Genomic DNA, 20,575 nt, shown 5'->3' on the forward strand with positions numbered 1-20,575 from the left:
TAAAGTTTAATTGAAATCATCTTCCTCCTCTTTAAACGGTATTGTTTTGGCAACCTCAATAGCCTTAGCGCTCAGCCATAGCTGCGGGGTAATAACAACCTCATAACCCATGGCATTTTCTATCACCCACTCATACATAGGCTTGCGCGGAAAGGCATAGGTGCCAAGTATCGACATGATTGTTCCGCCGTGCGCCATTATGACCGCCGTAGTTTTTCCCGCTCTCATAAGCTGGTCCACTATTTTTTCAAAAGCAGCACAGCAGCGAAGCTGAAAATCCTTAGAGTTCTCACCGTTTGGGGCCGCCTGAATACTGCCGGAGGCCCATTTCTGATATTCCGGATCATCCTTTAGCTCGTCAATGGTTTTGCCTTCATAGTCCCCAAAGTCACATTCCCTCAGGTCATCGACAATCTGCGGTTCCGCCTCAGGATAGAGCAATTTAAGCGTAGTCAGGCACCGCTTTTTTGGGCTTGAAAAGAACACCTCAGCATGGGGATATTTATATTTGCGCTTTAATTCAAGAATCTGCTCTTCTCCCTCTTTTGAAACTGGAAGGTCAATCCTGCCTATATATCTTCCCTCTTTATTGCCCTGTGTCATTCCATGGCGTATAAGATAAACATGGTATGCTTTCATACTTCCTCCGATATATTTTAGAATTAAAATTAATATAGCATAGCATTAAGAAAAGCGCAAACTTGCCGATAAATGTAGTGCAACCGTTAGTTTCGCGGTAATGCGACAAATTTAACGACTTTCCTTTACAATCACCTAATATTATAATATAATTATACTGTATGTTTAATATTGAAGGACGGATTTTCAATGAAGAGCGATTTTCCGCGTATTTTAACACTATTGAGAAAAGAAAAAGGTATAAGCCAAAAACAGGCTGCAAGTGATCTTGGAATCTCGCAGGCATTATTGTCGCATTATGAAAAAGGCATAAGGGAATGTGGCCTTAACTTTGTAGTTAACGCGGCGGAATATTACGGTGTTTCATGCGATTATCTGCTCGGGCGCTCACCGGACCGCACAGGAGCTGTTTTATCTGTCGATGATATTCCCGAACCGGACGCGGCGGGAAAGGAAAATGTTTTTCACGGCAGTCTTTTGCCGACTTTGAATAAAAAACTAATTGCAAATTCCCTTAATATACTATTTGATATGCTGCAAGAGGTAGGCAGCCGCGAGCTCACGATCGAGGTATCGGATTACCTGATGGCTGCCGTTTATAAAATGTTCCGGGAGCTTTATTCCGCACATCCAAAGAACCCTGAAGGTCTGTTTGCCGCGGGAACGCCCGTTTTCAGGGCTTTGGCTTCAGCGTCAATGGAAATCTCCGAAATGAAGGTTCACTGCATCGCCCACGGCATTGATACGGAAGGAATTACCCCGCTCGAATCCGTCGAAGCTCTTGAGACAAGTCCGGAAAAGCTCTCAAACAAATATCCACTTTTTGCTTCTTCGCTGTCGAATCTGATAAAATCCGTCGAGACACGCATGGGTGTCAGGCGAAAATAACTGTTATCCCTTGTCCTAACTGAATATATTATATAAATTTTAGGGGCTGTTGTAAAACAGCCCTTTTTTAATATTATGGACAATATAGTATTTTGATAAGCGTTTTTGCCGAGGTATATGCTGCCCAACTAAAATCACAGCAAAATATTATTTGCCTATGTCCTTCCGGTAATGCATTCCGTCAAAATGGATTTTTGAGATACCTGCGTATGCTTTTTCAAGCGCTGCGGAAAGCGTTTTCCCCGTTGCTGTTACACCGAGAACGCGTCCGCCTGATGTGAAGAATTCGCCGTCGACGTATTTTGTACCGGCGTGGAATATCGTTACGCCGTCAATTGCTTCAGCCTCATCAAGGCCTGTAATCTTTTTGCCTGTTTCATATTTTTTCGGATATCCGCCGGACGCCGCCACAACACAGGCGCAGGCTCCGTCGTCCCACTCTATGTCGATATCGGAGAGGCGCTCGTCGATTACCGCTTCCATGATCTCAACAAGATCCGTTTTGAGGCGCGGGAGCACAACCTGCGTTTCCGGATCACCGAAACGGCAGTTGTATTCTATGACCTTCGGGCCGTCTTTTGTCAGCATAAGCCCAAAATACAAGCAGCCTTTGAAGGGCCTGCCCTCTTTGTTCATGGCTTCCATCATCGGGAGGAATATCGTCTTCATGCACGTCTCGGCGATTTCATCTGTGTAATACGGGTTCGGGCTTATCGTGCCCATGCCGCCTGTATTGAGTCCCTTGTCGCCGTCGAGTGCCCTCTTGTGGTCTTTTGAGGATACCATAGGCTTTAAGGTTTTAGAGTCGGTAAACGCAAGAACTGAAACCTCCGGCCCTGTCAGGAACTCCTCAATAACAACCCGGTTGCCGGATGCACCGAAAATCTTTTCCTCCATTATCGAATGGAGCGCAGCTTTCGCCTCTTCATAGTTCTGAGCGATGATAACGCCCTTGCCGAGGGCGAGGCCGTCCGCCTTTATTACCGTCGGGTATTTATCCTGTTTCTTTATGAATTCGAGAGCCTCTTTGGGATCGTCGAATACGTCATAGCTGGCTGTTGGAATGCCGTATTTCTTCATCAGATTCTTTGCAAAAACCTTGCTGCTTTCAATCTGGGCCGCCGCCTTATTTGGGCCGAAAGCTCTGATTCCCTCGGCTTCTAAGGCGTCAACCATACCGAGGGCAAGCGGGTCATCGGGAGTTACCACGACAAGGTCGATTTTATGTTCTTTTGCAAAAGCAGTGACAAGCATTGTGTCCGTTGCCTTAATATTGACGCACTGGGCGTCCATTGAAATGCCGCCGTTGCCTGGAGCACAGTAAACCTTACCTGCATGCTTGCTTTGCTTCAGCTTTTTTATTACGGCGTGTTCACGCCCTCCGCCGCCAATAACCAAAATATCGATTTTATCCATTCGCTACAACTCCCTGCTTCTTGTAAGTGTTCTAAATTTCATCAATATTTCAATCTATTGCTTTATCTATAAATAAAATGCCGTCAAGGTGGTCAATCTCATGGCAGAGGCAAACAGCCCGCAGCCCTTGGGCTTCCTCTGTAAACTCTTTGCCGTCTTCATCCATTGCTTTGACCGTAACCTTTTCCGGCCGTATAACAGTCGCTGATCTGCCCGGAATACTGAGGCAACTTTCAACAGCTTTTCTGCTGCCTTGTGAAGAAACTATCTCCGGATTGATGTATGTTTTGACTCCGTCGCCCATATCAATGACAACAACACGCCTTAACACTCCGACTTGAGGGGCAGCAAGTCCTATTCCGTCGTCGGTGCTGTGAAGCGTATCCGCCATGTCTGAAATAAGTGTTTTTATGCGGTCGTTTATTACATCAACTTTTCTGCTCTTCTTCCTCAGCGTCTCGTCGCCGAGTTTTATTATATTGCGAATAGCCATCAAATCACCCCCAAAGTTGACTACACAATATATTATATACCGTACAGTCAAAAGTGAAAAGGAACGGCCCCTTGCTGATTGGCAGTAAGAGGCCGCTTTCGTTTGCAACTTTATTAATGCTTAAAATGTCTCATTCCGGTGAAGAGCATGGCAATGCCTGCTTCATCAGCCGCCTTTATCGAATCCTCGTCGCGGATTGAGCCGCCCGGCTGGATAATCGCAGTTATGCCGGCTTTTTGAGCTGCCTCGACGCAGTCAGAGAACGGGAAGAAGGCGTCTGAAGCCATGACAGAGCCTTTTACCTTGTCGCCGCCGTATTTGATGGCGAGCTCCAGGGCAGTTATACGGTTAGTCTGACCAGGGCCTATGCCGACCGTCTGATTGTCTTTTGCAAGGGCGATGCCGTTGGACTTTGTATGCTTGACGATCTTCCACGCAAACTTAAGGTCTTCAAGCTCTTTCGCTGTCGGCTGGCGCTTTGTAACGCACTTGATATCTTCCTCGTTCAAAAGCTCTGTGTCCAGTTCCTGAACGAGCAGGCCGCCGGCGACTTTCTTCATATCAAGTGTACCCTTGGCATTTGCTTTTGCCAGGTTGGGCAATTCGAGCAGTCTGATATTCTTCTTTTTCGTGAGAATTTCAAGAGCTTCTTTTGAGAAGGAGGGGGCGATTATGATTTCGAGGAATATCTTTGCCATTTCTTCGGCTGTTGCTGCGTCAACCTCGCGGTTTAAAGCGACAATGCCGCCGAAAATTGAAACCGGGTCGGCCTCATAGGCGCGCAGATATGCCTCATGGATATCGGCACCCGTCGCAACGCCGCATGGGTTCGCGTGCTTTACCGCGACAGCAACAGGGGTATCATATCCAAACTCCTTGATGACGTCGAGAGCACCGTTCGCGTCATTGATATTGTTATATGAGAGTTCCTTGCCATGAAGCTGCTTCGCCGCTGAAAGGACATTGTCGGCCTTTCCGATCTCCCTATAGAAAGCAGCCTTCTGGTGCGGGTTTTCACCGTAGCGCATATCCTGAACCTTTTCGAAAGTAAGTGTCAGGCTATCAGCAAACGGTGAATCGCCGCGCTGTTTTCTGAGGTAATCCGCGATAAGCGCGTCATACTGAGCCGTATGCTCAAAAACCTTGCCTGCAAGGCGGAACTTTGTCTCTTTTGAAACTTCGCCGTTGGCTTTAAGCTCGTCGATAACCGTCTTGTAATCCTTCGGGTCGACGATTACGGCTACGTCCTGCCAGTTTTTCGCCGCAGCCCTTATCATAGTTGGGCCGCCGATATCGATATTTTCGATTGCTTCCGCCAGCGTTACGCCGTCTTTAAGTATTGTCTGCTTGAAAGGATAGAGGTTTATGGCAACTATGTCGATAGGGGTTACACCGAGCTCCTCGATCTGCTTCATATGCTCCGGATTGTTTCTCATAGCGAGGATGCCCGCATGTATCTTCGGATGAAGGGTCTTCACCCTGCCGTCAAGACACTCCGGAAAACCTGTGATATCAGATACGCCTGTGACTTTGACGCCGGCGTCGCGGATCGCTCTGGCCGTTCCGCCCGTTGAGACGATCTCATAGCCTAATGCTTCAAGTTCCTTTGCAAATTCTACGATTCCGCTTTTGTCGGATACACTTAAAACTGCACGCTTTTTCATAAAAAACACCCTTTCCGCAGCCCCGGGCAAAAAACAAAAGACCGCCCGGGGATAAATTTTCTTTACGCCCAGACGGTCGGCAAATCTATAAAACCGTACTCCATGTGGTAAATTCCACTTCCGTCAGTCATACGGTTTCTATTCAATTACAAATATAGTATACAATATTTGATGAAAAATACAAGGTCTTGTAGGGTGAAATTATTTCGTCGGAATCATAAAAGATTTTTTATGATTAAAAGCAGAATTTAGGCGGTTTGTCATCCGCAAACTTAAGTCAATTTTAACTCTGATAACAGGTTTTAGGCAATCTTGCCGCCGTCAGCAGCAAATGCCTTATGTCACTTCTTGAGTTTGCCGAGAAGCTTGTTAATGCGTTTGACCGGGTCGAGAAGCTCGCTCATTGAACGGTCATAGTTAAGCGTGTTGATAATAAATGCAATATACTTTGACATATCGACTTCCCTGTACCACTTTTTGGACTTAAGTTCATCGGTGCGGTAGACGAGATTTGTCGTGAAGACCTTTTCAATCAGTCCTTTTTTATACGCTTCGTCAAACCTTGATAGCCCTTCTGTAAACAGGCCGAAGGTTGCGAAAATAAATACGCGGTTGACCTTTTTGGCCTTCAGTTGCTCGGCGATATCGATTACCGAATCACCCGAGGCTATAATATCGTCGACAATAATAACGTCTTTGCCTTCGATGCTGCCGCCGAGATATTCATGGCTTATTATCGGGTTGCGCCCGCCGACGATCTTAGAGTAATCGCGGCGCTTATAGAACATGCCCAGGTCAAGCCCGAGAACCGATGAATAGTAGATGCACCTTGACATGCCGCCTTCATCGGGTGAGATTATAGTTAGGTGTTCACGGTCGATTTTGATGTCTGGATAGGTGTTGACAAGGGCCTTTATCATCTGATATTTAGGCTGAACCGAGTCAAAGCCAATCAGCGGCACCGCGTTCTGAACACGCGGGTCGTGCGCATCAAAGGTTATGACATTTGTTACGCCCATATGTGCCAGCTCCTGAAGAGCCGTTGCACAATCGAGCGATTCACGTGATACCCTGCGGTGCTGGCGCCCTTCATATAGCATAGGCATTATGACGGTAATACGCCTTGCCTTGCCTCCGGCCGCGGCAATGATACGCTTTAAGTCCTGAAAATGGTCATCAGGCGACATCGGCACTTCCATGCCGTACATCTTATACTTGACGCCATAGTTGAAAACGTCGCAGATAATAAAGATGTCATGACCGCGAACGGACTTTTTGATGAGGCCTTTGCCCTCGCCTGAACTGAAACGGGGACAGCAGCTCTCAATCTGGAAGGTGCCCTGATCCGCATCGTCCCTCCATTCACAGAGGTACTTGTCAACCTTGTCGGTTATCTCTTCGCAGCCTCTCATTGCGATAATCCCAAGCGGTCCAACCGGAGTTGTCATTGAATTCCCTTCTTCATTTGCCATTTGCATTCCTCTTTTTTTATTATATGTCGGCCTTTTCGGCCATTATCATATTTATATACTGTGCCGCAATGCAGCACATTTCTAACACATTAATTTGGTGGTCATACGATAATAGTTTTACCGTCTTTGACCTTAATTCTACCCTCGCAGAAAAGCGCTACGGCGCGCGGCAGCAATACCCATTCCGCCTGTTCCATAACGCGGCGCTGCAGAATCTCAGGTGTGTCTCCTTCTTTTACTTCCACCGCTTTTTGGGCGATTATTGCGCCGCCGTCAACAACCTTATTGACAAAGTGAACTGTTGCTCCTGTAACCTTTACACCGTATTTTAAAGCTTCCTCATGGACGCGAAGCCCATAAAAACCCGGTCCGCAAAAAGATGGTATAAGCGACGGGTGGACATTTATGATTCTGTTTTCATACTCATTAAGCACTGCGTCACCGAGTATTGACAAAAAACCTGCGAGCACAACAAGGTCAGTGTTTGCTGCTTTTAATTCTGCAAGCAAGGCGCGGTCGAATTCATCGGGATTTTTGTAATTCTTTCTGGCGACCACCCGCGTTTCAATGCCGTTCTGCTTTGCGCGTTCAAGGGCATAAACACCCTCGCGGCTGGATATTACGCGGACAATCCGCCCATTCTTTATTATGCCGTTTTTTTGCGCATCAATCAATGCCTGCAGATTTGTTCCGCCGCCTGAAACCAGCACGGCTATATTCAGCATATCTTTACACCCTCCTCGCCGGATGCCACTTCACCGATTATATAAGCCTTTTCGCCCTCGGCGTTCAGCAACTCCACTGCGGCGTCGGCATCATCAGCGTCAACGGCTATGCACATGCCAATACCCATATTGAAGGTGTTGAACATATCCCTTTCGGGGATATTTCCAGTGCGCTTTATCAACTCGAATATTGGCGGAACATCGAAGGAGCCTTTGTTTATTACAGCCTCCAAGCCCTGAGGCAACATTCTCGGGATGTTTTCATAGAAACCGCCGCCGGTGATATGAGAAATGCCGTTTACGCGGAATTTCTCTATCAATTTGAGAACCGGCTTCACATAGATTTTTGTCGGCGTTAAAAGGGTGTCTCCCAATGTTCCGGAAAGCTCATCCACATACATCTTTAGTTTGGTCTCACTGACGCCGAAAATCTTGCGGACAAGGGAATAGCCATTGGAATGAACGCCGCTTGAGGCAAGACCAATGAGGGCGTCCCCCGCTTTTACCTTTGTTCTGTCAATTATTTTGTCTTTTTCGACAACACCGACGCAAAATCCCGCCAGATCGTATTCATCTTCGGGATAGAAGCCGGGCATTTCAGCGGTCTCGCCGCCTATAAGTGAGCAGCCCGCCTGGACACATCCCTCTGCCACGCCGGATACGACCTTTGCTATGCGTTCCGGTACATTCTTGCCGCACGCGATATAGTCGAGGAAGAACAGCGGCTTTGCGCCGGAGCATACTATATCGTTGGCGCACATTGCAACGCAGTCGATGCCTACGGTGTCATGTTTATCCATAAGAAAAGCGATTTTCAGTTTTGTTCCGACTCCGTCTGTTCCGGAAACAAGGACCGGATTCTCATAGCCTTTTCCCAGTTCAAACAGGCCGCCGAATCCTCCTATTCCCGAGAGCACGCCGCTTATATTTGTGCGTTTTACATGCTCTTTCATAAGTTCTACCGCTTTATAACCCGCGGTAACATCCACTCCGGCGTTCTTATAGCTTTCACTAAAGCTTATCATCTGCTGTCCTCCCGGTTAAACATCAAATTTTGTTTCAAATCTGTTTTTTGGAATCTCGTCTGGTACTTCCATCGGGTATCTGCCCGTAAAGCAGCCCGTACAGAACGAGCATTTCGCGTTCGGCGCCAGCTTTTCAAGGTCCTCCGCATCAAGATAACCCAGGCTGTCGGCACCGATAGTTCTGCATATCTCGTCAACCGACATCCGGCAGGCGATAAGCTTATCCCTCGAATCTATATCAGTTCCGAAGAAGCACGGATTTTTAAAAGGAGGCGAGGATATCCTGACATGAACCTCTTTTGCGCCTGCTTCCCTGAGCAGCGAGACAATGCGTGCGCTTGTTGTGCCGCGCACAATGGAGTCGTCAACCATTACGACCCTTTTGCCCTTGACGGCGCTTGAAAGAGCGTTCAGCTTTATTTTAACCGAATTGACCCTCTGACCCTGAGTCGGCTGAATAAATGTACGCCCGACGTATCTATTTTTAATAAATCCCAATCCGTACGGTATGCCAGATTCTTCGGCATAACCGAGGGCCGCGTCAATTCCCGAATCGGGGACGCCGACAGTGAGGTCGGCCTCCACCGGATGCCGCTTTGCGAGCAGCGCCCCGGCGCGCCGGCGTGCCATATGTACGCTTTCACCGTCTATTATCGAGTCCGGACGGGCAAAGTAAATATATTCAAAGATACACAGGCTGCTTTTGCCGCCGCAGTGCTCTTTTATGCTTTCCACCTTGCCGTCGCTGACGACGACAACCTCACCCGGCTCGATGTCCCGAACAAAGGTCGCCCCAATGGCGTCAAGCGCACAAGTTTCAGAGGCAAATACTATATTCTCCCCTATTTTGCCCATGCAGAGAGGCCTGAATCCATTCGGGTCGCGGGCCGCTATAAGTTTTTTCGGCGACATAAGCACTATCGAATAAGCGCCCTTCAGCGTATTCATTGCCTCAACAACCGCGCGTTCGATGGACGGTGCTTTCAGCCTGCATTTTGCGATAATATATGCTATTACTTCCGAGTCGTTTGTTGTCTGGAATATTGCGCCTGAAAGCTGAAGCTGACTGCGCAGTTCATAGGCATTGACAAGATTTCCGTTGTGTGCAAGGGCAATTGTACCCTTTATATACTTCATTACCAGCGGCTGCGCGTTATCGCGGTTGTTGGAACCGGTTGTCGAGTATCTTACGTGGCCTATCGCCATATTGCCGCCGCTTAAGTGATTGAGCACTACTTCGTTGAAAACTTCCGGAATAAGTCCCAAATCCTTTTGCGATATGATTACACCTTTATCGTTTACAGCTATGCCGCAGCTCTCTTGTCCGCGGTGCTGCAGCGCGTACAGTGCAAGGTAAGTCTGGTGCGCAGGGTCAAGACTGCCATCTGGGCAGTATATACCGAAAACCCCACATTCCTCATGCATCTCATCAAACATCTCTTTTTCCCTCCCTGCACTCCTGCGGCGGGCGCTTGACAGCCGCAGACACTATACCTGCTTAAAACCTATCTGTCACATAAGTGCACTTAATATTTATTCACATGAAAATCCGGTTACTACTGTCAGCGAAGCTTTTCGCACGTTATTCCGATTTATAACTGGCTATATTATTCACCGAAAAGGCGGCGTAAAATCTCTTGATAGGCGCCTTCAACATTGCCGAGATCGCGTCTGAAACGGTCCTTATCCAGTTTCTCATGGGTCTTTATATCCCAGAAACGGCAGGTATCCGGTGAAATCTCGTCGGCAAGTATTATCTTTCCGTCACTGGTTCTGCCAAACTCGAGTTTGAAGTCGACCAGCTCTATGCCTACGCCCTTGAAGAACTCGACCAGAATATCATTGATTTTGAATGTCAGCTCTTTTATCGTCTCAATCTCTTCTTTTGTCGCAAGTTCCATTGCAAGAGCGTGATATTCATTGATCAGCGGGTCGCCAAGCTCGTCGTTCTTATATGAAAACTCAAGCACTGGGCAGGGAAGCGGCTTTCCTTCCGGAATACCGAGCCTCTTTGACATGCTTCCCGCAGCGATATTGCGCACAATTACTTCCAGAGGTACAATAGAAACTTTCTTAACAACAGTCTCCCGATCCGAAAGCTCCTCTACGAAATGTGTCGGGATACCCTTTGATTCGAGCATCTTCATAAGGTAGTTTGTGACGCGGTTATTGATCGCGCCCTTGCCCTTGATTGTACCTTTCTTCTGTCCGTTGAACGCTGTCGCGTCATCCTTATAATCGACGATATAAAGTTCAGGGTCGTCGGTCTTGAATACCTTTTTTGCCTTGCCTTCATAAATCTGTTCGAGCTTTTTCATAGTTTCTGTACCTCCGCCTGCAATTTTTCATCTTTTGCTTTAACTGAATCAGCCATCTGTTTTTTCATCTCAAGAAGCTTCTTTGACAGTCCTTCATCGGACAGGGCGAGTATCTGAGCCGCAAGGATAGCCGCATTCTCAGCGCCGTTAATCGCAACGGTTGCCACAGGAACACCGGACGGCATCTGGACTGTTGACAGAAGTGCGTCCAGCCCGTCAAGTGTTGAGGACTTTATCGGAATCCCAATAACCGGCAGCGCCGTACGTGCCGCGAGAGCGCCGGCTAAGTGGGCCGCTTTGCCTGCAGCCGCAATGATAACCCCAAAACCATTCTTCTCCGCTGCTTCGGCAAAGGCCCCAGCAGCATCAGGAGTTCTGTGAGCCGACATGACGTGGGCTTCATATGGAATATCGAAACTCTTGAGTTTCTCAATACAGCCTTTGACCACCGGGAGGTCGCTGTCGCTGCCCAATATAACAGCTACTTTTTTCATTTTTTATACCCTCCAATAGTTATTGAATGAAACAAAAGAAGACACTTCGTAAGAAGTGTCTTCTTTTTGCAATTATTCCTTTATTTTACTTTCACTACTTATACCGCATGATAAATATCCGCAGAGTTCCATAATGAAGCCTTTAACCGCAGCGCTGTAACGCATTGAAGACAAAAGAAACACCCCCGAATTTATCACGCCATTCATTATGCTCACACAAACTCAAACATTCTATTTCAACGGTGTCAAAACCGCGGAGAATTCCTCACCGGCAGATGAGGAATAAAACGCTGTTGAACACCGACCGAACTGACATATTAAATTATTGAATTACAATTATATTGTATGGGAAAAACGACTCATTTTCAAGTGTTTTGGTGAGCATAATTCTTATTTGTATAATTTGTACGATATTAATTATCAACTGGCTTAATTTTTTTTGCAAAGAATCACTGTTGCACCGGCGCCCCAGAAACCGGGGATTTTTGGTCGGCGGCCGGATCGGAAACAAATTCCTTAATGCACGCAGCAAGGGATGCAAGTGTCTTCATTTCCGAGGGGATCACAAGCTTTGTCGCCTTTCCATCTGCTATCTTGGCCCACGCCTCAAGGGATTTGAGCGCCAAGACTTTATCGGTAGGAGCTGCTTCATTTAAGATTTTCAGGCTGTCCGCCAAAGCCTGCTGTACCTTTCTGAGAGCCTCGGCTTCACCTTCTGCTTCACGGATTTTTGCCTCTTTAATACCCTCAGCTTTAAGTATTGCAGCCTGTTTTTGTGCTTCAGCCTGCAAAATCTGTGATTCTTTCTGGCCTTCTGCAACAAGTATCTGGCTGGTCTTTTCACCTTCCGCACGAAGAACTGCCTGACGGCGCTCACGTTCGGCCTTCATTTGTTTCTCCATCGCGTCCTGTATCTCACGAGGAGGCACGATGTTCTTAAGCTCAACGCGGTTTACTTTTATGCCCCACGCGTCAGAAGCTTCATCAAGTACAGTGCGGATCTTGGTGTTTATTACATCACGTGAAGTCAGGGTATGGTCAAGCTCCAGTTCACCTATAATATTACGGAGCGTTGTCGCCGTAAGGTTTTCAAGGGCAATTATCGGGTGCTCTACGCCGTAAGTATAAAGCTTCGGGTCGGTTACTTGGAAGAATACTATAGTATCAATCTGCATTGTGACGTTATCCTTCGTGATAACCGGCTGCGGGTCAAAAACTACAACCTGTTCCTTGAGTGAAATGACCTTTGCAATCCTGTCGATAAACGGAACCTTGAATTTGATTGAACCTGCCATCCAAGTGACATGGTATGCTCCGAGCCGCTCAACTACATAAGCATGTGCTTGGGGGACAATTTTAATGCAGCTTATGAAAAGAGCCAAAACCGCAATAATAAACACGCCCAAGATAATTACTTCCAAAGTATCCATGATTTTTCCTCCTGACATTATAAATTTATTTATGGCTGCTTTTTGGAGACAATCAGCTTTGAACCCTCAATCGCCTTTATTATGACATTTTCACCGGTTTGAATCTCTTCCCCGCTCTCGCTTTTAGCCGTCCATGTAACACCTGAAAATTTGACTGCTCCGTATGAATTTTTGCCTATCTTTTCAGTCACGACCACAGTTTTTCCGATCATTCTGTCCGCATTTGTGCTAACAGTCTTTATTTTTATAACCTTTTTAACAAATGGACGGGTTAATATCAGAAAGAGAGCTGACGCCGCGCCGAAAACCAATAACTGAACCCAAACCGGAGCCCCGAAAGTACATGCAATCATAGCTACAACCGAGCCTATGGCAAGCCAAATTGATACAAGCTGAACAGTTGCCAGTTCCACAATGCCGAATATTACTGCGGCAGCAAGCCAAATTATAAGCCATGTTGTATCCATCTGAGCACCCCATTTCAAATATAAAACTATAAAAACAATTATCTTTCCTTGTATCTTTAATACAACCAGCATCAATGTGCTTTCAAAGCACACGAATACCATGCAAAACGGATTTGACCAACATTGAGCCGTCCTCCGGGTTAAACTCGACAGTCCGCCCATAGTTCTTGCCTGTATCCTCGGCGACAATCCTTATGCCGAGTTTATTGAGCTCATTTTTTACCGCAATTACGTTCCTTTCGCCCACACTTGTACCTGTCGAGGCAAACATATTTGCGCCCCCCGCAATTTTGGCAATCATCCTATAGCGTGAGGCGCCATTCCTTTCCATAAGGCGGACAAGCTCTACAATTGCCGTATCAGCATATTTCATCACATTGTTGTCGTTCTTACATATTGACGATTCCGGCAGCAGAATGTGAGAAAGTCCGGCAAGTTTAAGCGAGGTGTCATAAAGGCAAGTTCCGACACACGAGCCTAACGCATATGTAACAAGAATGTCAGGTACTCTTGCAATTTTAAAATCAGAAATTCCGACAACAATAAGATTTGACATTATCAAACACCTAAACGATCGAACATAATTTTGAGTGAGTCAAGTTCAGGCATAATTAGAAGATGGCTCTTAACACAATCCTGACCGCTTGAAAAGTTTTCTTCAATATAAAGAACCTTATCGCCCATTGCGCCAAACTGCGCCGCCGGATAGTTAAGTATGGCCCCTACCATGTCTACAGCGATATCAGGCGGGAACAATTTTATCCGCAGCCCTGTAAGTGTGCTGATAGCGTTTATGTAAGAACCGGCAAGAATATTACCTATTTCTTTAAGGGCAGACAAATCCATATCATTAATATTTTCAAAACTGTCAATACTCTTGCCAAGGAGAACATTTATCAGCATATGAGTGAATGCTTTATCGAGCAAAAATAAAAGCATCCCCTGGATGTCTCCCGTCATCGTAACAAGTATGCCGACAATCTCCTTTTCAGGGCCGCCGAGCAATTCCGCGATTTCATTTACATTAATAATATGCAACTGCGGCAATGACATATTAACCCTGCCGGTCAAAATTGAAGATAACGCCGTTGCTGCGTTGCCTCCGCCTATATTTCCAATTTCTCGCAAAACATCCTTTTGTGTTTCGCTTAAGTTTTCGTAATTCTCCAAATGGATCATTCCTTTATATAATTTTCACCAATATACTGCGTCTGTCTAATCCTGACTACAGATGTATTACAGTACAAAGATGAAACCCAAGAAAAGTTAGGAATTTAATCACTTATTCATGCCATTTTGCATAGTATATTGCTTCTCATGATAAAATAATACCACAAAAATAAGATTAAATCCATATTAAAACAAATGTTAAATTGTTTTTGGTCATGTATTATATCGCAAATCTGTATCTCCCGCCCAGCCATACTTTTTCAGCTCTAAATACATAGCGCCTTAGGCTGGGCTGTTATCCATTTGCCTTAATAACCAGATTATTGCATTAATTATGCCGCACATGATATAATAACATTCGATAACTGACTGATTGTGATTGGAGGTTGATAATCATGGCCATATATTATCCGGATGAAGAAGAAAGGGACAATGCACGTGACAAAAATATTTTTGCCGAAAAGTTCCTTAAAACAAGATCAGTAATCATTTGCGGTGAAATAAATCAGGCCTTGGCAGAAAAAGTGACGATGCAGCTTCTGCTTCTTCAAGAAATGGGCGACGACCCAATAAAAATATACATCAACAGTCAGGGCGGTCACGTAGAAGCAGGCGATACTATCCATGACATTATAAAGTTCATCAAACCGAAAGTCATTATGATTGGCACAGGTTGGGTGGCAAGCGCAGGCATCACTATCTATCTTGCCGCTGACAAAGAAAACCGTTTCTCCCTGCCCAATACGCGCTATATGATACATCAGCCTTTGGGCGGAGTCAGAGGGCCTGCTGCCGATATTAAAATTGAGGCAGAGGAAATGATCCGCGTGCGCCAAAGAATTAACCGCTTAATCAGCGAAGCGACTGGACAGCCCTTAGAAAAGGTTGACGTCGACACAGAACGCAACTATTGGATGAACACCTCTGAGGCGATAGATTACGGCATCGTGTCAAGGGTAATTAAGAGTTACGATGAACTGAAATCGCTGATTTAATTTATGCAAAGAAAGCGGGAATTTCCTTTTAGGAAATTCCCGCTTTTTGCTGCACAATTTATTGCGCTTACAGAGCAAGCCTGTAAATTGCTTCTATATCCTTAGGCCCAAGTTTTACATAGCCTCCAATGGGATTCTCGTCAGTAGCGCCGAGGTGCTTTACGAGGGTAGGAATATCCTCCTCTTTCGCACCGAGCTCTTTAAAGTTTGAAGGCATGCCGAGGGAGGTCAGAAATGCGCTGTAACGGTTTATGCCTTCCATCGCCGTAATCTCCGGATTCTCAAAGTTCATATCGCAGCCCCAGACACGTACAGCGAACTGAACGAATTTGCCGAGATTTTTCTTCATGACATATTTCATCCACGCCGGCACTATTACGGCAAGCCCCGCTCCATGAGCTACATCATACAGCGCGGAAAGCTCATGTTCAATCGCATGGCTGCTCCAATCCTGCTCGCGACCGACGCCGACAATATTGTTATGCGCAACCATACCTGCCCACATGATGTTAGCGCGGGCTTCATAGTCATGCGGATTTTTAATAACCTTAGGCGACTCTTCAATCATGGCCTTGAGTACGCCTTCGCATAGCCTATCGGTTATCTCAACATTCTTTGTATTTGAAAAATATCTTTCACATACATGGGCCATAATATCCGAAATGCCGCAGGCGGTCTGATATGCCGGAAGGGTTTCGGTAAATTCGGGGTTTAAAATTGAAAATTTCGGGCGGAGTGCCTCGCCGGAAGCCCCACGCTTATACATGCCGTCCTCATGGGTTATGACCGAGTCAGGAGAGCCTTCACTGCCCGCCGCCGCGATTGTAAGTACTGTACCGACAGGCAGAGCGCGGTCAACCTTTTTGCCAGTGCTGTAATAATCCCAGAAGTCACCATCATAAACCGTTCCGGCGGCTATGGCTTTTGCTGAGTCGATAACGCTGCCGCCGCCTACCGCCAAAATAAAATCTATATTCTCCTTGCGGCAGATGTCAATGCCTTTATAAACAAGGCCGCTTCTCGGGTTTGGGCGCACACCGCCCAGCTCCACATACGGAATGTTGCTTTCATTAAGCGAGGCAATAACCTTATCAAATATGCCGTTTCGCTTAACAGAGCCGCCGCCGTAATGGACAAGAACCTTTTTGCCGCCAAAACGTTTGACAAGGGCGCCGATATCTTTTTCACTGCCTTTGCCAAAGCTGAAATATGTCGGTGCATAGAAGGTGAAGTTTTCCATATAAATTCCCCTCTTTTGTTTTAATTTAAAATATTTCACAAATTGATTTGTTTATGTTAAAAACCAGTGTTTATTTATATTCAAAAACTATAGTAAATATTTTTTTGATTCAATTAAATTTTATCGCTTTGATCAATACTCTTTTTCGAAACTGTTATGTTGAGCCGTTCTGACATCAGCAGCATAAGGGCCGCAAAAATCATAAGAAAAATAGGATAAGCTCCGATGCTCACATTATCAGCAATCAGTCCAAAGAGCGGAGGCATAAATGTGCTGCCGGTGTAGGCACTGGCCATTTGAATACCGATAATTGCCTGTGAATTTTCCCTGCCGAAATTGGAAGGCGTTGAATGAATAACAGCCGGATAAACCGGAGCGCAGCCGAGCCCGATAACAATAAGCCCAAACAGTGATAAAACATCAGTTCCGACAGGAAGGCCAACTAACAAGATTCCGGCCATAATTACGATTATCCCGTAGCGGATAAGCCATTTATCGCCAATCCTTTCCGAAATAAAGCCGCAGAGAAACCGCCCGAAAGTTATGCCGAGGAAAAACAATGAAGCAAACCTTGCGGCAGTTTCAGTGTTTACCCCACGGTATTGGACAAGATAGCTGCTTGCCCATAGACCCGTCGTAGTCTCAACGGCACAGTAACTGAAGAAAGTAACAAGCACCAATTTAACGCCCGGAATCTTCAAAGCTTGAAACAGATTGAGTGATACTGCACCCGAATTTGTATGGCCCTTATCTGCTGATGGCTTTTTCCAAAGCGGGAGACTGATAAAAAGTATTGCCGTCAAAACAATCTGAATACCCGCCACCGAGCGGTATCCGGCAGCCCAGCCTGCCCCGCTCATCAGGCAATAGCTCATAATGTAAGGGCTTATAGCCGCTCCGACGCCCCAAAAGCAGTGCAGCCAGTTCATGTGCTTAGAAGTGTAGTACAGCGCGACATAATTGTTCAGGGCCGCGTCAACTGCGCCTGCGCCAAGCCCATATGGTACTGCCCACAGGCACAGCATTATTATTGAACCTGAAATTGAAAAACCAAACAGAGCTGCTGCCGTCATCAAAACGCTGACAGCAGTTATAAGGCCAGCACCGAACCTTTTCGTCAGTCTGTCGGACATAAGGCTGGAAATGATTGTTCCGCCGGCTATAATCATTGTTATAATACCGGCATATGACAGCGGCACGCCAAACTGCCTATACATAACAGGCCACGCAGAGCCGAGAAGCGAATCGGGCAAACCGAGACTGATAAATGCAAGATATATTATTGCAAGCAAAAGCGAATACATAAATCCTCCCCGACACACTCGCATTAACTGTTTGGCCGCAAGCGCTGCCACCCGCTTCTTAGTCAAGCATTAATTCGAGTCTCCAATTTTTATATATATTCTACCATAGTTGTCAATAGTAAACGGTTATCTTAAATATAGCTTTTGTCCGCAGTAGGCAACTGCCCGGTTATAATACTTTTTAAAGCCATAGGCCATTACACAAGCAGAAAAATGGCCGGAGATATCTCCGGCCATTTTTCTGCTAAATACGTATTTTGATTAATACTTTCCGAAGTCATTGTTAAGCGATGTATCCTTTTTTTCATCAATTTTTTCATCAATGTCATCATGTATTTCAGCTTTTACTGGTATACTTTCGGCTTTTGGGGGAACCTTGACCTTTAGTTTGAATTTTTCCACATTGCCTTTCAGCAGTCCGGCCTGTCCTGACAGTTCCTGGCTGGCAGCCGCGCTCTGTTCAGCCGTTGCGGAGTTGGTCTGAACCACCTTAGAAACCTGCTCCAAACTTTGATTTATCTGTGTAATACCTGTTGCCTGTTCATTCGATGCAGCCGCGATATTTTCAATAAGGCCAGCAACTTTATCGACACTGCTGACTATATCGCCGAGCGTTTTTGCGGTATCGGAAGCAATCTGTGTTCCCTTCTCCACTCTCTTTATTGAACCCTCAATAAGTTCAGTCGTGTCTTTGGCGGCATTAGCGCTGCGCACCGCAAGATTGCGTACTTCTTCGGCTACCACAGCAAAGCCTTTGCCGTGCTGACCTGCGCGGGCAGCCTCAACAGCCGCATTCAGCGACAAAAGGTTTGTCTGGAAAGCTATATCGTCAATAACCTTAATAATCTTAGAAATATTCTGGCTCGACTCGTTTATTTCCTTCATTGAAGTGAGCATTTCGCTCATTTCTTTATTGCCTGAAATGGCGCTCTCACGCATTGCCTTAGCAAGATTACTCGCTTCTCCGGCATTTATGGCGTTATTCTTTGTCTTTGCAGCAATCTCCGAGATGGAAGCGGTCAGTTCTTCTATTGAGCTTGCCTGTTCAGCCGCGCCCTGTGACAGCGCCTGACTTGCTGAAGCGACCTGATTTGCACTCGCTGCAACCTCGTTGACCGCGTTGTGGATATTGCCGATAAGCTCATTCATCGTTTTCACAATATTATTGAGCGCATGGGGAATACCGTTCCAATCCCCGGGCAAATCCTTTATCGTATCTATATCAAGGTTTCCGTCGGCGATTCCGTTCAAAATGTCCGTCGTAAGGCTTACAATTTCACGGTTCTCAAGTATTAACGCATTCAGGTTATCTTTAAGTTTGCCGAATATGCCTTTGTAGTCCTCTGTAATCTCTACCGAAGTATCGCCGCTCACAAGCTTTTCGATAACTGAGGATATTTCATTGAGCTGTTCAGAAATGCTGCTAAACATTGTGTTAAGCGCGGAATACAGTTTTGCAACTCCGCCGCCCACATTATCTGTACTGATATGGAAGGACAGATTCCCTTCAGCCGTGGCATCTGAAATCTGTGCAGCAACATTTTCAACAGACTTCAAATTTTCTGTCAATATCTTTAGTGCAGGTGTCAGCCCGTCGTTTTCGTTAAGCGGTTCTGTCTCATTCAGATCAACCGCCCCTGCATTGCCCTGGGCAATCTGCTTAAGCGTTGATTCAATATACAGCATGCGGCTGCGCAGATCTTCGGCCGCCTTGCTCAGTTGTGCGAAGTCTCCGGCAAATTTCTGGTCAAATTGCATCGTCAGATCATTAACTGACATTGCCGACAATACCCTTGTGTATTCTTTGAGCAGCAGTGAAACAGTACCGATTGCTCTGGTGATATCCTCTGCTGCCGCTTTGTATTTACCGGTGAATTCATACTCGCCGGTCTCTGCACCGGACAACACGCCCTGGGCACAATTCTGAGCAGCGCCTCCGGCAAAGTTTACGAACGCATTCAGTGTATCAAATGCCTTTATTACGGCAGGGGTCAGGCCGTCATTTTCGCTCAGAGCGCCGTTTTCTCTCATGTGTTCAATGCCATCAAAATTGCCGTCTGAAATCTGGGTGAACCTTTGCTGTATCTCAATGAATTTTTCACGCAATTTGTTAAGGCCCTGTGCAAGCTCCTCAAATACGCCTGTAAATCCGGTAACCATCTGCACAGAGAAATCGTTAAGGCACATGGATTTGACCATTTCGTTCGCGGCACAAAGCGACTCGGATTCCGCATCTAATATTTTGTTGACGCCGAGGGCTATCTGCCTGTAACCGCCCTTTGATCGGGTGTTTAGCCTTGCCGCTGTATCTCCGTTGCCAATTCTTTCATTAATGCTTTCAATCTGATTATTTATATTTTTAAGGGATGACGCTATTTCCGCTATACAGGACAAGGAAATATCATCAGAATCGGCAATAGAGCATGCCTCGAAATTACCGTCCGATAGATTTTTAAGAGCCTCTGCTTTTTTACGCTCTTTGTCCGCTATGGTTTTGACAAGTCTCGCCATCTTTCCGGCCTTATTTTTCTTCTTAAGTAATTTATTGTCAATACTGAACGAAAAATCTCCGTTCGCTAATCTGTCAAGATAAAATTCAAGACTCTTTAAATCTTTTGACATATTCAAGCCTTCCTTTACTTTTTTATCTGAAAAAATATAAAGTCAATCAGATAGCAAGGAAAACATTAACTTAAATGTAAAATAAATAATTATTATGTATTATCATATATCTAAATTAATAATAGCACATTTTATCTGCATGTCAACATTTTCATTTTATATTCGACAATATTTGATATTTTCTATATTGATTTATAAATATATAATAATTGT

At 45.8% G+C, this 20,575-nt stretch carries 19 protein-coding genes and 1 riboswitch; of the genes, 2 read left to right on the forward strand and 17 right to left on the reverse strand.

Annotated elements, in window-relative coordinates:
* Positions 1-6: 6 nt before the first annotated feature.
* Positions 7-639, reverse strand: coding sequence for a histidine phosphatase family protein (locus V6C21_RS03225; RefSeq protein ID WP_034840355.1), 633 nt, complete (start codon positions 637-639; stop codon positions 7-9).
* Positions 640-828: 189 nt separating this feature from the next.
* Here V6C21_RS03225 and V6C21_RS03230 point away from each other — a divergent pair, with 189 nt between their 5' ends.
* A complete protein-coding gene (locus V6C21_RS03230; RefSeq protein WP_479268312.1) occupies positions 829-1,527 on the forward strand; it encodes a helix-turn-helix domain-containing protein in 699 nt (232 codons plus the stop codon).
* A gap of 147 nt (positions 1,528-1,674) precedes the next feature.
* Here V6C21_RS03230 and purD read toward each other — a convergent pair whose 3' ends face one another.
* The 13 genes from purD to V6C21_RS03295 all read right to left on the reverse strand — a co-directional run bounded on the left by purD (position 1,675) and on the right by V6C21_RS03295 (position 14,210).
* Entirely contained in the window at positions 1,675-2,934 is a 1,260-nt protein-coding gene (gene purD, locus V6C21_RS03235; RefSeq protein ID WP_479268328.1) for a phosphoribosylamine--glycine ligase, read from the reverse strand.
* A gap of 58 nt (positions 2,935-2,992) precedes the next feature.
* Positions 2,993-3,436: a peptide deformylase gene (def, locus tag V6C21_RS03240; RefSeq protein ID WP_479268313.1), complete on the reverse strand. Its 444-nt coding sequence runs from the start codon at positions 3,434-3,436 to the stop codon at positions 2,993-2,995.
* Between the two features lie 113 nt (positions 3,437-3,549).
* The gene (gene purH, locus V6C21_RS03245) at positions 3,550-5,100 is read right to left on the reverse strand and encodes a bifunctional phosphoribosylaminoimidazolecarboxamide formyltransferase/IMP cyclohydrolase (protein ID WP_045085915.1); all 1,551 of its coding nucleotides are present in this window, start codon (positions 5,098-5,100) and stop codon (positions 3,550-3,552) included.
* Between the two features lie 59 nt (positions 5,101-5,159).
* Positions 5,160-5,241, reverse strand: a riboswitch (ZMP/ZTP riboswitch).
* 200 nt (positions 5,242-5,441) lie between these two features.
* The gene (locus tag V6C21_RS03250; RefSeq protein WP_034840364.1) at positions 5,442-6,572 is read right to left on the reverse strand and encodes a ribose-phosphate pyrophosphokinase; all 1,131 of its coding nucleotides are present in this window, start codon (positions 6,570-6,572) and stop codon (positions 5,442-5,444) included.
* A 101-nt stretch (positions 6,573-6,673) separates the two neighbouring features.
* Positions 6,674-7,297: a phosphoribosylglycinamide formyltransferase gene (gene purN, locus V6C21_RS03255; RefSeq protein ID WP_045085241.1), complete on the reverse strand. Its 624-nt coding sequence runs from the start codon at positions 7,295-7,297 to the stop codon at positions 6,674-6,676.
* Positions 7,291-8,322 (reverse strand): phosphoribosylformylglycinamidine cyclo-ligase, encoded by a 1,032-nt coding sequence (gene purM, locus V6C21_RS03260; protein WP_479268314.1) that lies wholly within the window; start codon positions 8,320-8,322, stop codon positions 7,291-7,293. The genes purN and purM overlap by 7 nt, the downstream gene beginning before the upstream one ends.
* A gap of 15 nt (positions 8,323-8,337) precedes the next feature.
* Positions 8,338-9,759, reverse strand: coding sequence for an amidophosphoribosyltransferase (purF, locus tag V6C21_RS03265; RefSeq protein WP_034840371.1), 1,422 nt, complete (start codon positions 9,757-9,759; stop codon positions 8,338-8,340).
* Positions 9,760-9,929: 170 nt separating this feature from the next.
* Positions 9,930-10,640, reverse strand: a complete 711-nt coding sequence (purC, locus tag V6C21_RS03270) for a phosphoribosylaminoimidazolesuccinocarboxamide synthase (protein ID WP_034840374.1) — start codon at positions 10,638-10,640, stop codon at positions 9,930-9,932.
* Entirely contained in the window at positions 10,637-11,134 is a 498-nt protein-coding gene (gene purE, locus V6C21_RS03275) for a 5-(carboxyamino)imidazole ribonucleotide mutase (protein ID WP_034840377.1), read from the reverse strand. Before purE ends, purC begins: the two co-directional genes overlap by 4 nt.
* Positions 11,135-11,583: 449 nt before the next feature.
* Positions 11,584-12,564: an SPFH domain-containing protein gene (locus V6C21_RS03280; protein ID WP_479268315.1), complete on the reverse strand. Its 981-nt coding sequence runs from the start codon at positions 12,562-12,564 to the stop codon at positions 11,584-11,586.
* Between the two features lie 29 nt (positions 12,565-12,593).
* Positions 12,594-13,031, reverse strand: coding sequence for an NfeD family protein (locus V6C21_RS03285; protein WP_034840606.1), 438 nt, complete (start codon positions 13,029-13,031; stop codon positions 12,594-12,596).
* Between the two features lie 82 nt (positions 13,032-13,113).
* The gene (locus tag V6C21_RS03290; protein ID WP_034840383.1) at positions 13,114-13,587 is read right to left on the reverse strand and encodes a chemotaxis protein CheD; all 474 of its coding nucleotides are present in this window, start codon (positions 13,585-13,587) and stop codon (positions 13,114-13,116) included.
* A 2-nt stretch (positions 13,588-13,589) separates the two neighbouring features.
* The gene (locus V6C21_RS03295) at positions 13,590-14,210 is read right to left on the reverse strand and encodes a chemotaxis protein CheC (RefSeq protein ID WP_034840386.1); all 621 of its coding nucleotides are present in this window, start codon (positions 14,208-14,210) and stop codon (positions 13,590-13,592) included.
* A 386-nt stretch (positions 14,211-14,596) separates the two neighbouring features.
* Here V6C21_RS03295 and V6C21_RS03300 point away from each other — a divergent pair, with 386 nt between their 5' ends.
* Positions 14,597-15,196 carry an ATP-dependent Clp protease proteolytic subunit gene (locus V6C21_RS03300; protein WP_479268316.1) on the forward strand — a complete coding sequence of 200 codons (600 nt, stop codon included), beginning with the start codon at positions 14,597-14,599 and terminating at the stop codon, positions 15,194-15,196.
* A gap of 67 nt (positions 15,197-15,263) precedes the next feature.
* Here V6C21_RS03300 and V6C21_RS03305 read toward each other — a convergent pair whose 3' ends face one another.
* The 3 genes from V6C21_RS03305 to V6C21_RS03315 all read right to left on the reverse strand — a co-directional run bounded on the left by V6C21_RS03305 (position 15,264) and on the right by V6C21_RS03315 (position 20,362).
* Positions 15,264-16,436, reverse strand: a complete 1,173-nt coding sequence (locus tag V6C21_RS03305) for an iron-containing alcohol dehydrogenase (RefSeq protein ID WP_045085238.1) — start codon at positions 16,434-16,436, stop codon at positions 15,264-15,266.
* 113 nt (positions 16,437-16,549) lie between these two features.
* Positions 16,550-17,740: an MFS transporter gene (locus tag V6C21_RS03310; protein ID WP_479268317.1), complete on the reverse strand. Its 1,191-nt coding sequence runs from the start codon at positions 17,738-17,740 to the stop codon at positions 16,550-16,552.
* 261 nt (positions 17,741-18,001) lie between these two features.
* Complete coding sequence (locus tag V6C21_RS03315; protein ID WP_479268318.1) at positions 18,002-20,362, reverse strand: methyl-accepting chemotaxis protein; 2,361 nt, start codon at positions 20,360-20,362, stop codon at positions 18,002-18,004.
* Positions 20,363-20,575 lie beyond the last annotated feature (213 nt).

Source organism: [Clostridium] cellulosi (assembly GCF_036762875.1).
In the GTDB taxonomy this organism is placed as follows: domain Bacteria; phylum Bacillota; class Clostridia; order Oscillospirales; family Ethanoligenentaceae; genus Ruminiclostridium_D; species Ruminiclostridium_D cellulosi.

Excerpts from the sequence above, each read along its gene's own strand:
- V6C21_RS03310 (WP_479268317.1), bottom strand. The coding sequence starts at position 17,740 with ATGTATTCGCTTTTGCTTGCAATAATATATCTTGCATTTATCAGTCTC.
- V6C21_RS03300 (WP_479268316.1), top strand. The coding sequence starts at position 14,597 with ATGGCCATATATTATCCGGATGAAGAAGAAAGGGACAATGCACGTGAC.
- V6C21_RS03315 (WP_479268318.1), bottom strand. The coding sequence starts at position 20,362 with ATGTCAAAAGATTTAAAGAGTCTTGAATTTTATCTTGACAGATTAGCG.
- V6C21_RS03250 (WP_034840364.1), bottom strand. The coding sequence starts at position 6,572 with ATGGCAAATGAAGAAGGGAATTCAATGACAACTCCGGTTGGACCGCTT.
- purM (WP_479268314.1), bottom strand. The coding sequence starts at position 8,322 with ATGATAAGCTTTAGTGAAAGCTATAAGAACGCCGGAGTGGATGTTACC.
- V6C21_RS03280 (WP_479268315.1), bottom strand. The coding sequence starts at position 12,564 with ATGGATACTTTGGAAGTAATTATCTTGGGCGTGTTTATTATTGCGGTT.
- V6C21_RS03290 (WP_034840383.1), bottom strand. The coding sequence starts at position 13,587 with ATGTCAAATCTTATTGTTGTCGGAATTTCTGATTTTAAAATTGCAAGA.
- V6C21_RS03285 (WP_034840606.1), bottom strand. The coding sequence starts at position 13,031 with ATGGATACAACATGGCTTATAATTTGGCTTGCTGCCGCAGTAATATTC.
- purC (WP_034840374.1), bottom strand. The coding sequence starts at position 10,640 with ATGAAAAAGCTCGAACAGATTTATGAAGGCAAGGCAAAAAAGGTATTC.
- purN (WP_045085241.1), bottom strand. The coding sequence starts at position 7,297 with ATGCTGAATATAGCCGTGCTGGTTTCAGGCGGCGGAACAAATCTGCAG.
- def (WP_479268313.1), bottom strand. The coding sequence starts at position 3,436 with ATGGCTATTCGCAATATAATAAAACTCGGCGACGAGACGCTGAGGAAG.
- purE (WP_034840377.1), bottom strand. The coding sequence starts at position 11,134 with ATGAAAAAAGTAGCTGTTATATTGGGCAGCGACAGCGACCTCCCGGTG.
- purF (WP_034840371.1), bottom strand. The coding sequence starts at position 9,759 with ATGTTTGATGAGATGCATGAGGAATGTGGGGTTTTCGGTATATACTGC.
- V6C21_RS03305 (WP_045085238.1), bottom strand. The coding sequence starts at position 16,436 with ATGGAAAACTTCACCTTCTATGCACCGACATATTTCAGCTTTGGCAAA.
- purH (WP_045085915.1), bottom strand. The coding sequence starts at position 5,100 with ATGAAAAAGCGTGCAGTTTTAAGTGTATCCGACAAAAGCGGAATCGTA.
- V6C21_RS03225 (WP_034840355.1), bottom strand. The coding sequence starts at position 639 with ATGAAAGCATACCATGTTTATCTTATACGCCATGGAATGACACAGGGC.
- V6C21_RS03295 (WP_034840386.1), bottom strand. The coding sequence starts at position 14,210 with ATGATCCATTTGGAGAATTACGAAAACTTAAGCGAAACACAAAAGGAT.
- V6C21_RS03230 (WP_479268312.1), top strand. The coding sequence starts at position 829 with ATGAAGAGCGATTTTCCGCGTATTTTAACACTATTGAGAAAAGAAAAA.